The organism is Micromonospora sp. NPDC023633 (assembly GCF_040640035.1).
Classification (GTDB): domain Bacteria; phylum Actinomycetota; class Actinomycetes; order Mycobacteriales; family Micromonosporaceae; genus Micromonospora.
On sequence record NZ_JBFABB010000087.1, the window covers coordinates 20102 to 30708 of the forward strand.

General features: G+C 72.8%; 7 protein-coding genes. 5 read left to right on the plus strand and 2 right to left on the minus strand.

Going from position 1 to position 10607, the window contains the following annotated elements; translation table 11 throughout:
• Nucleotides 1-12 precede the first annotated feature (12 nt).
• Entirely contained in the window at nt 13-663 is a 651-nt protein-coding gene (locus AB0G13_RS24070) for a DUF305 domain-containing protein (protein ID WP_357878184.1), read from the minus strand.
• Between the two features lie 23 nt (nt 664-686).
• Entirely contained in the window at nt 687-1520 is an 834-nt protein-coding gene (locus AB0G13_RS24075) for a DUF3105 domain-containing protein (RefSeq protein ID WP_357878166.1), read from the minus strand.
• A gap of 100 nt (nt 1521-1620) precedes the next feature.
• Between AB0G13_RS24075 and argS the strand changes: the two genes are divergently transcribed.
• The 5 genes from argS to AB0G13_RS24100 form a co-directional block, all read left to right on the plus strand.
• Nucleotides 1621-3285, plus strand: coding sequence for an arginine--tRNA ligase (argS, locus tag AB0G13_RS24080; protein WP_357878169.1), 1665 nt, complete (start codon nt 1621-1623; stop codon nt 3283-3285).
• A 61-nt stretch (nt 3286-3346) separates the two neighbouring features.
• Nucleotides 3347-4732, plus strand: coding sequence for a diaminopimelate decarboxylase (gene lysA / locus AB0G13_RS24085; RefSeq protein ID WP_357878172.1), 1386 nt, complete (start codon nt 3347-3349; stop codon nt 4730-4732).
• Between the two features lie 8 nt (nt 4733-4740).
• A complete protein-coding gene (locus tag AB0G13_RS24090) occupies nt 4741-6054 on the plus strand; it encodes a homoserine dehydrogenase (RefSeq protein WP_357878187.1) in 1314 nt (437 codons plus the stop codon).
• A gap of 216 nt (nt 6055-6270) precedes the next feature.
• The gene (gene thrC, locus AB0G13_RS24095) at nt 6271-7320 is read left to right on the plus strand and encodes a threonine synthase (RefSeq protein ID WP_357878175.1); all 1050 of its coding nucleotides are present in this window, start codon (nt 6271-6273) and stop codon (nt 7318-7320) included.
• Between the two features lie 163 nt (nt 7321-7483).
• On the plus strand, nt 7484-10607 hold a 3124-nt coding region (locus tag AB0G13_RS24100; RefSeq protein WP_357878178.1), incomplete at its 3' end, for an efflux RND transporter permease subunit.

Here is a 10607-nt window from a genome sequence, read left to right on the forward strand (position 1 = left end):
GCGGAGGCGGGGTCAGCCGCCCAGCCGCTGCAGCGCGTTCTGGAGATTGGTGAGGTCGTTGCGCTGGGTGTTCTTCATGGTCTGCGCGGTCCGGACCACGTCGGGCTCGTCGCTCACGTCGAGGATGCCGTCGATCATGTGGATGCCGCCCAGGTGATGCTTGATCATCATCCGCAGGAACAGCACGTCCAGCTCGCGGCCCTCGGCCGCGTGCAGCTTCGCCATCTCCTCGGGGGTGGCCATGCCCGGCATCAGCCCGTTCTGGACCATCGCGGTGCCGTCGGGCATCCACGACATCGACGGCTCGCTGCCCGCCGGGTCGAGCCCCCATGAACGCAGCCACGCCTGCATGATGCCGAGCTCACCCTGCTGGGCGGCGGCGATGTCGCCGCCGATGCTGCGGACCTCCGGGTCCGTGCCCCTGTCGAAGGCGATCATGCCCATCTCCACCGCCTGCGCGTGGTGGGTCGTCATGTCCCGGGCGAAGCCCGCCTCCGCCGAGCTGTCGCCGGGCCGGGTCAGTCGGGGCGTCAGCAGGCCGCCGGCGTACCCGAGGAGCAGCCCGACCACGACGGCGAGGGCCAGCGCGGCGGTGCCCCAGCGGCGCGCGGACGGCCGCCGCTCCTCCGGAGCCGGGCCGGCCGGCTCGCTGGTTCCGATCATGGTCGGGGTGCTCATCGCTCTCCTCAGCCCATCTGCGGGTTGTCGCGCGGGGCGGTGCCGGTGGCGGTGATGCCCCCGCTGCACAGCGCGGTCGGACCCTCGATCGAGGCGTTCACCCGCAGCGTCTTGACGAACTCGTCGATCCGGCTGTCGTCGGCGTTGTCGACCTTGAGCTGGTAGCCCCAGGCCTGCAGGGAGATCGGCTTGTCCAGCCCCTCGAACGGGCTGAGCATCAGCTTCTCCTTGCCCCGCACCTTGTCGGCGAGCTTCGTCACCTGGTCGGCGGGCAGGTCGGGGCGGTAGGTGATCCAGACCGTGCCGTGCTCCAGGCTGTGCACCGCGTGCTCGTTGGCGATCTGGGTGGGGTAGACGTCACCCATGCAGTTCTGCCAGGCCGCATTGTGCGGGCCGGCCACCGGCGGCAGCACCGTGTAGGTGATGGGGCCGGCCTTGTGGTTGCCGCCCGAGACGAGGTCCTTGTCCTTCTCGCGGTAGTTGACGATGCCCTCGATCGCGTCGGCCCGGTCCTCCCAGGGCTTGGCGCCCTGGAACGTCGCCCAGGCGCCGTAGCCGATGATCGCCACGGCCAGCACACCCACGGCGACGAAGAGCGCGATCGGCCCCCAGGAGCGGCCCTGGCTCACCTTCACCGGGGCGATGGGCTTGCGGCCCTTGCCCCCTGCGCCGGGACGGGTGCCCGTCGGCTTGCCGGACCCGGCCTTGGCGCCGGTGGACCCGGTCCTGGCGGCGCCGGACCCGGCCTTGGCGCCGGCGGCCGGCCGGCCCGCTGCCGGCTTCTTGCCGGTGCTGACCACGTTCGGACGGCGCTCAGGGCCGCCCGGGGTGCTGATGCTCATGGTGCCTCGTCAGGTCGGTCGGTCAGGGGATCCGGCGGGCCGGTCTCACACACTGGGTCGCCGCCGCGGGTGCCGAGTCTACCCCCGATAACATGGATCGGTGACTCCCGCAGAACTCGCCGAGGTCGTCCTATCCGCAGCCCACGCCGTCTTCACCGAGCGTGGCCTGGACCGCTCCGCCCTGCCGGAGCGGACGGTGGTCGAGCGACCCCGCAACCCCGAGCACGGCGACTACGCCTCCACGCTGGCTCTCCAGCTCAGCAAGAAGGTGGGCGTCCCGCCGCGCGAGCTGGCCACGGCGCTGGCCGACCAGCTCGGCCGGGCCCCGGGGGTCAAGTCGGTGGAGATCGCCGGCCCGGGCTTCCTCAACATCCGGCTCGACGCGGCCGCCGCCGGGCAGCTCGCCCGGGCGATCGTCGAGGCCGGTGAGGCGTACGGCCGCAGCGACCGGCTCGCCGGCCAGCGGATGAACCTGGAGTTCGTCTCGGCGAACCCGACCGGCCCGGTGCACATCGGCGGCGTCCGCTGGGCGGCCGTCGGCGACGCGCTCAGCCGGCTCCTGCGCGCCACGGGTGCCGACGTGGGCACGGAATACTACTTCAACGACGCGGGCTCCCAGATCGACCGGTTCGCCCGCTCCCTGCTCGCCGCCGCCAAGGGCGAGCCGGCCCCCGAGGACGGCTACGCCGGGGCGTACATCACCGAGATCGCCGACGCCGTCCGGAAGATCCGTCCCGACGTGCTGGAGCTGGACGACGCCGCGGCCCAGGAGGTCTTCCGGATCGAGGGCGTGCAGTTGATGTTCGCTGAGATCAAGTCCTCGCTGCGCGGCTTCGGGGTCGAGTTCGACACCTACTTCAACGAGAAGGACCTGCACGACCGGGGCGAGCTGGACCTGGCCCTGCAGCGGCTGCGCGAGCAGGGTCGGGTGTTCGAGTCCGACGGCGCGACCTGGCTGCGCACCACCGACTTCGGCGACGACAAGGACCGGGTGCTGCGCAAGTCCAACGGCGAGTGGACCTACTTCGCCGCCGACTGCGCCTACTACCTCGACAAGCGGGAGCGCGGCTTCGACCGGGTCGTGATCATGCTGGGCGCCGACCACCACGGCTACATCGGCCGGATGAAGGCGATGTCGGCGTGCTTCGGCGACGACCCGGAGCGCAACCTGGAGATCCTGATCGGCCAGATGGTCAACCTGGTCCGCGACGGCGCCCCGGTCCGGATGAGCAAGCGGGCCGGCACCGTGGTGACCCTGGAGGACCTGGTCGACGCGATCGGCGTGGACGCCTCCCGGTACGCGCTGGCCCGCTACTCCAGCGACTCCCCGATCGACATCGACGTGGAGCTGTGGACCCGGGCCACCCGCGACAACCCGGTCTACTACGTGCAGTACGTGGCCGCCCGGACGGCCAGCGTGGGCCGCAACGCCGCCGAGGTGGGGCTGACCCGGGGCGACGCCGAGGCGTTCCGCCCGGAGCTGCTCGGGCACGAGAAGGAGAACGAGCTGCTCAAGGCCCTCGCCGAGTTCCCCGCCGTGGTCGCCGCGGCGGCCGAGCTGCGCGGCCCGCACCGGGTCGCGCGCTACCTGGAGGAGCTGGCCGGGGCCTACCACCGGTTCTACGACGAGTGCCGGATCCTGCCGCGCGGCGACGAGGAGGTCACCGACCTGCACCGGGCCCGGCTCTGGCTGAACGACGCCACCCGCACCGTGATCGCCAACGGCCTGCGCCTGCTCGGCGTCTCGGCCCCCGAGAGGATGTGAGCGCCGTGCGAGCGCGAGGAGTGAGCCTGCCAGGCCCCCAGTCGCGAAGCGAAGACCGGTAATGCGTGCTCACGAGGCCGGTGCGCTGCACGGCGACATCGGTAGCCGGGGGCCGGCGTGGCTGCGTCCCCCGGTCGACGTCAACGCCCTGGTGCCCCAGCTCTGGCCGCGCAACGTGACGCGCGACGGCGACGGCGTGCTCGCGGTGGCCGGGCTCGGCGTCCGCGACATCGCGGCCGAGTTCGGCACCCCGGTGTACGTCCTCGACGAGGACGACCTGCGCTCGCGCTGCCGAGACTTCCGCACCGGCTTCGACGGCGTCGACGTCTACTACGCCGGCAAGGCCTTCCTCTGCCGCGCCGTGGTCCGGATGATCTCCGATGAGGGCCTGCACCTCGACGTGTGCACCGGGGGCGAGCTGGCCACCGCGCTGTCGGCCGGGATGCCGCCCGAGCGGATCGGCTTCCACGGCAACAACAAGTCGGTGGCCGAGCTGACCCGGGCGCTCGACGCCGGGGTCGGCCGGATCATCCTCGACTCGTTCGACGAGATCGACCGGCTCACCGCGCTCGCCCGCGAGCGGGGCGTCCGCCCCCGGGTGATGATCCGGGTCACGGTCGGCGTCGAGGCGCACACCCACGAGTTCATCGCCACCGCCCACGAGGACCAGAAGTTCGGCTTCTCCCTCGCGGGCGGGGCGGCGGCCGATGCGGCCTTCCAAGTGCTCGACGAGGGCGTGCTGGAGCTGCGCGGCCTGCACTCGCACATCGGCTCGCAGATCTTCGACGCCAGCGGCTTCGAGGTCTCCGCCCGCCGGGTGCTCGGCCTCCAGTCGCAGATCCGCGACGCGCGCGGGGTGGAGCTGCCCGAGCTGGACCTCGGTGGCGGCTTCGGCATCGCGTACACCACCCAGGACGACCCGGCCACCCCGCAGGACCTGGCGAAGCGGCTGCGCCGGATCGTCGAGTCCGAGTGCGCGGCGGAGCGGCTGGCGGTGCCGCACCTGTCGATCGAGCCGGGCCGGGCGATCGTGGGGCCGGCCATGTTCACCCTCTACGAGGTCGGCACGGTCAAGGACGTGGACGGGATCCGGACGTACGTGAGCGTCGACGGCGGGATGAGCGACAACATCCGTACCGCGCTCTACGACGCGTCCTACTCCGCGACGCTGGCGTCCCGCGCGTCGACCGCCGAGCCGCTGCTCGCCCGCGTGGTGGGAAAGCACTGTGAGTCCGGGGACATCGTGGTGAAGGATGAATTCCTGCCCGCCGACGTGCAGCCCGGAGATCTTGTCGCGGTGCCGGGCACCGGCGCCTACTGCCGGAGCATGGCCAGCAACTACAACCACGTGCCCCGCCCCCCGGTGGTCGCGGTGCGGGGCGGCCAGGCGCGCCTGATCGTCCGGCGGGAGACCGAAGAGGACCTGCTGGCATTGGATGTGGGATGACGTCACCTGTGCGCCTGGCACTGCTCGGCTGCGGCACGGTCGGTAGCGAGGTGGTCCGGCTGCTGCACGAGCAGGCGGCCGACCTCGCCGCCCGGATCGGCGCCCCGCTGGAGATCGCCGGCATCGCCGTACGCCGTCTCGGCCGCGACCGTGGCGACCTGCCGGTCGACCCGACCCTGTTCACCACCGACGCGCTCGGCCTGATCAAGCGCGACGACGTGGACGTGGTCGTCGAGGTCGTCGGGGGCATCGAGCCGGCGCGGGGCTGGCTGGTGGAGGCGCTGCGGGCCGGCAAGAGCGTGGTCACGGCCAACAAGGCGCTGCTCGCCGAGGACGGCGCCGCCCTGCACGACGCGGCGGCCGAGGGCGGCGGCGACCTCTACTACGAGGCGTCCGTGGCGGGGGCGATCCCGCTGCTGCGCCCGCTGCGCGAGTCGCTGCACGGCGACCGGATCAACCGGGTCACCGGCATCGTCAACGGCACCACCAACTTCATCCTCTCCGCCATGGACGCGACCGGCGCCGGCTTCGCGGAGGCGCTGGAGGAGGCCACCGAGCTGGGCTACGCCGAGGCCGATCCGACCGCCGACGTGGAGGGCTTCGACGCGGCGGCGAAGGCGGCCATCCTCGCTTCGCTGGCGTTCCACACCCGGGTCGGCGCGGCCGACGTGCACCGGGAGGGCATCACCGAGGTCACCGCGGCCGACGTGGCCAGCGCCAAGGCGATGGGGTGCACCATCAAGCTGCTCTGCATCGCCGCCCGGGGCGCCGACGCCGCCGGCCGGGAGACGGTCAGCGTGCGGGTGCACCCCGCGATGATCCCGCTGGGCCACCCGCTGGCCAGCGTCGGCGACGCGTTCAACGCGGTCTTCGTCGAGGCCGAGGCGGCCGGGCCGCTGATGTTCTACGGCCGGGGTGCCGGCGGCGCGCCGACCGCCAGCGCGGTGCTGGGCGACGTGGTGGCGGTCTCCCGCAACCGGCTCGCCGGGGTGCGGTCGGCCAGCGAGAGCGCGTACGCCGACCTGCCGGTGCGGCCGATGGGGGAGGCGCTGACCCGCTACCACATCAGCCTGGACGTGGCCGACCGGCCGGGTGTGCTGGAGGCCGTCGCCGGGGTGTTCGCCCGGCACGACGTGTCGATCGCCACCGTGCGGCAGGGCCCGGCGGGCGGGGGCCCGGCCGGCCGGGGCGAGGACGCCGACCTGGTCATCGTCACCCACGTGGCCCCCGACGCGGCGCTCGCCGCGACCGTACGCGAGCTGCGCGGGCTGGACATCGTCCGCTCGGTGGCGAGCGTGCTGCGGGTGGAGGGCGGGCTGTGACCGGCCCGCTGGCCCCCCGGACGGCACCGCCGGGCGGGTCGCGGTCGCGACGGCACGGGCCGGGCGGTGACCGGTCGCTGGCCGCCCCGGCGGGGCGGGCGCTTCCGCGTCTCGCCTGATGGTTAACTGCGGGTGCGCCGACGGGCACCGGGCGATGCTGGTCCAGGCTGGAGGCGTACCCGGCGCGGCGGGGCGGTAGAGGCGAGGGAGAACGACATGTGGCGGGGTCTGATCGACGCGTACCGGGATCGGCTGCCGGTCACCGACGCCACCCCGGTCGTGACCCTGCACGAGGGGAACACCCCACTGCTGCCCGCGCCCGTGCTCTCCGCCCGGCTCGGCTGCGACGTGCACCTGAAGGTGGAGGGCGCCAACCCGACCGGCTCGTTCAAGGACCGGGGCATGACGCTCGCGGTCTCCAAGGCGGTCGAGGCCGGCAACAAGGCGATCATCTGCGCCTCCACCGGCAACACCAGCGCCTCCGCGGCGGCGTACGCGGCCCGTGCCGGCCTGACCTGCGCGGTGCTCGTGCCGCAGGGCAAGATCGCGCTGGGCAAGCTGGCCCAGGCGCTCGTGCACGGAGCGCGGCTGCTCCAGGTCACCGGCAACTTCGACGACTGCCTGTCGCTGGCCGCCAAGCTCGCCCAGGACTACCCGGTCGCCCTGGTCAACTCGGTCAACATCGACCGGCTGCACGGCCAGAAGACGGCCGCCTTCGAGATCGTCGAGGCGTTGGGCGACGCGCCCGACATCCACTGCCTGCCGGTCGGCAACGCCGGCAACATCTCCGCCTACTGGATGGGCTACTCCGAGGAGCTGCGGGACGGCAACGCCACCCGGGCCCCCAAGATGTACGGCTTCCAGGCGGCCGGCGCCGCCCCGATCGTCAGCGGCCAGGTGGTCCGCGAGCCGTCCACGATCGCCACCGCCATCCGGATCGGCAACCCGGCGAGCTGGACCAGGGCACTCGACGCCCGGGACTCCTCCGGCGGCCTGATCGCGGCCGTCACCGACCGGGAGATCCTGGCCGCGTACCGGCTGCTGGCCCGCGAGGTCGGGGTCTTCGTCGAGCTGGGCAGCGCGGCCAGCGTGGCCGGCCTGCTCCAGCAGGCCGCCGCCGGTCGGATCCCGGCCGGCTCGACGGTGGTCTGCACGGTCACCGGCCACGGCCTGAAGGATCCGGAGTGGGCGATCTCCACCGCGCCCGTGCCGACCACCATCGCCAACGACCCCCTGGCCGCCGCCCGCTGTCTCGACCTCGCCTGAGCCGCCAGCGGATCGGCACCGGTCGACGCCGACGGGAGTGATCCGGCGCGGCCGAGGCGAGCCCTGTGCATCGGACGGGGGCAGGGCCGACCGGGGTCGGTCAGGCCGGGTGGGGAAGAATCCGTACCCCCGCCAATCGCCTTTTCAGGAGTGAGTCACGCCGATGTCGCTGCTCGCCAGATTCAGCCTCGCCAACCGAGGGCTGATCGCCCTCATCGCGGTGGTGACCACGCTGTTCGGGGCGTTCGCCGTACCGTCACTGAAGCAGCAGCTCCTGCCGTCTCTGGAGTTCCCGGCCGCGTTCATCGTGGCGGTCTACCCCGGCGCCGGGCCCGAGGTCGTCGAGTCGCAGGTCACCGAGCCGATCGAGAACGCCCTCCAGGGCATCCCCGGGCTGGACCAGGTCACCTCGACCTCCCGCGAGGGATCCACGACCGTCCAGGTCCAGTACGAGTTCGGCACCGACCTGGACGACGTGGTCAACAAGATGCAGACCGCGCTCAACCGGATCGACGCGCAGCTGCCGGAGGGGGTCGACCCGCAGGTCATCGCCGGCAGCACCGACGACCTGCCCGCGGTGGTGCTCGCCGCCTCCGGCGGTGCCGACCAGCGTGTCCTCGCCGAGAAGCTGCGCGCGGCGGTCGTGCCCGAGCTGGAGGCGATCGAGGGGGTGCGGACGGTCGACCTGACCGGCGCCCGCGACGACGTCGTGGTGGTCATCCCGAACCCGGCGAAGCTGGCGGCGGCGAAGCTCCAGCCGACCGCCCTCGGCGCGGCGTTGCAGACCAACGGCGTGACGGTGCCGGCCGGTGCGGTGACCGACGGCACCCGCGCGCTCCCGGTGCAGGTCGGTACCCGGCTCGCCACGTTGGACGACCTGCGCGGCGTCGTGGTCGCGCCGGCGACGGGCCGGGCGGCTCCGGTCCGCCTCGGCGACGTGGCCACCGTCGAGCAGCAGCTCGCCCCGGCCACCGCGATCACCCGCACCAACGGCAAGGACAGCCTGGGCATCGCGATCACCGCCTCCCCGAACGGCAACGCGGTGCAGATCTCGCACGAGATCCGGGACCGGCTCGCCGAACTGCGGGAGGCCTCCGGCGCCGAGCTGACCGTCGTCTTCGACCAGGCGCCGTTCGTCGAGAAGTCGATCGAGAGCCTGACCACCGAGGGCCTGCTGGGCCTGGTCATGGCCGTCGTGGTCATCCTGGTCTTCCTGCTGTCGGTCCGCTCCACCGTGGTCACCGCGGTCTCCATCCCGCTCTCCGTAGTGGTGGCCCTGATCGCCCTCTGGATCGGCGACTACTCGCTCAACCTGCTCACCCTCGGCGCGCTCACCATCGCGGTCGGCCGGGTGGTCGACGACTCGATCGTCGTGCTGGAGAACATCAAGAGACACCTGGAGTACGGCGAGCCGAAGCGGCAGGCGATCCTCGCCGCAGTCCGCGAGGTGGCCGGCGCGGTGACCGCCTCCACCCTCACCACGGTCGCCGTCTTCGCGCCGATCGCGCTGGTGGGCGGCTTCGTCGGGCAGCTCTTCGCGCCGTTCGCGATCACCGTCACGGTGGCCCTGCTCGCCTCGCTGCTGGTCTCGCTGACCGTCATCCCGGTGCTCGCGTACTGGTTCCTGAAGCCCCCCGGCGGCACGGCGGACGACGCCGCGGTGCGCCGGGCGGCGGAGGAGAAGGAGCTGCGCAACCCGTTGCAGCGGGCGTACCTGCCGGTGATCGGGTTCGCGACCCGCAAGCGGGCCACCCGGTGGATCACGCTGGGGCTCGGCGTGCTCGTGCTGTTCGGCACCTTCGGCCTGTCCCGCCAGCTGGAGACCAACTTCATCGACGACTCCGGCCAGGACACCCTGAGCATCACCCAGGAGCTGCCGGCGGGCACCGGGCTGGCCGGCACGGACGCGGCAGCCCGCCAGATCGAGGCGGTGCTGGAGCGCACCGAGGACGTCGAGACGTACCAGGTCACGGCGGGCGGCGGGGACAACCCGTTCGCCGGCGGCGGCGGCAACAACGTCGCCAGCTGGTCGCTGGCCCTCGGCGAGGGCACCGACGCCAAGAAGATGCGGGAGAAGCTGCGCCGGGAGTTCGACGCCCTGGGCGCGGGCATCGGTGAGATCAGCTTCGGCGCCGGTCAGGGCGGGGCGGCCGCCAACCAGATCGAGGTGGTCGTGCAGGGCTCCGACCCGGAGGCGCTGACCCGGGCCGCCGAGGAGGTCCGCTCGGCGATGGCCGGGCTGGCGGGCGTCGAGGACGTCTCCACGAGCCTCGCCACGCGGGTGCCGCGCGTCGACGTCACCGTCGACCGGGTCGCCGCCGGGCGGGTCGGGCTCACGGAGGCCGCCGTCGGCCAGCTGGTGGCCCAGGCGTTCCGGGGCGCGCCCCTGGGGCAGGTCACGCTCGACGACGGGCAGCGGGACGTGGTGCTGCGGTTCGCGGGCAAGCCGCCGACCACGGTGGAGGAGCTGCGCGCGTTGCCGGTCGGGCCGGTGAAGCTCGGCGCCATCGCCGACGTCACCCAGACCGAGGGCCCGCAGCAGGTGAGCCGGATCGACGGCGAGCGCAGCGTCTCCGTCACCGGTACGGCCACCGGCTCGAACCTCGGCGCCATCACGCAGGAGCTGCAGAAGAAGCTGGACGGCATCGACGTACCGGGGGCGACCTTCGCCATCGGCGGGGTCAGCGCGGACCAGGAGGAGGCCTTCGCCGACCTGGGCCTGGCCGTGCTCGCGGCCATCGCGATCGTCTTCCTGATCATGGTGGCGACGTTCCGCAGCCTGGTGCAGGCGCTGATCCTGCTGATCTCCATCCCGTTCGCGGCGACCGGCGCGATCGGCCTGCTGCTCGCCACCGGCACCCCGCTGGGCGTGCCGGCGCTGATCGGCGTGCTCATGCTGGTCGGCATCGTGGTGACCAACGCGATCGTGCTGCTGGACCTGGTCAACCAGTACCGGGCCCAGGGCATGGGGGTCCAGGAGGCGGTGGTCGAGGGCGGCCGGCGCCGGCTGCGGCCGATCCTGATGACCGCGGTCGCCACCATCTTCGCGCTGCTGCCGATGGCCCTCGGCCTCACGGGGGAGGGTGGCTTCATCTCCAAGCCGCTGGCGATCGTGGTGATCGGCGGTCTGCTCAGCTCGACGCTGCTCACCCTGATCCTGGTGCCGACGCTCTACGCGATGGCGGAGAACACCAAGGAGTCGTTCCGCTCCCGGCGGGCCCGCCGGTCCCGATCGCGTCCACCACCGGCTCGGGCACCGGGTAGGAGTTCTCGTTGGTGTTCAGCCG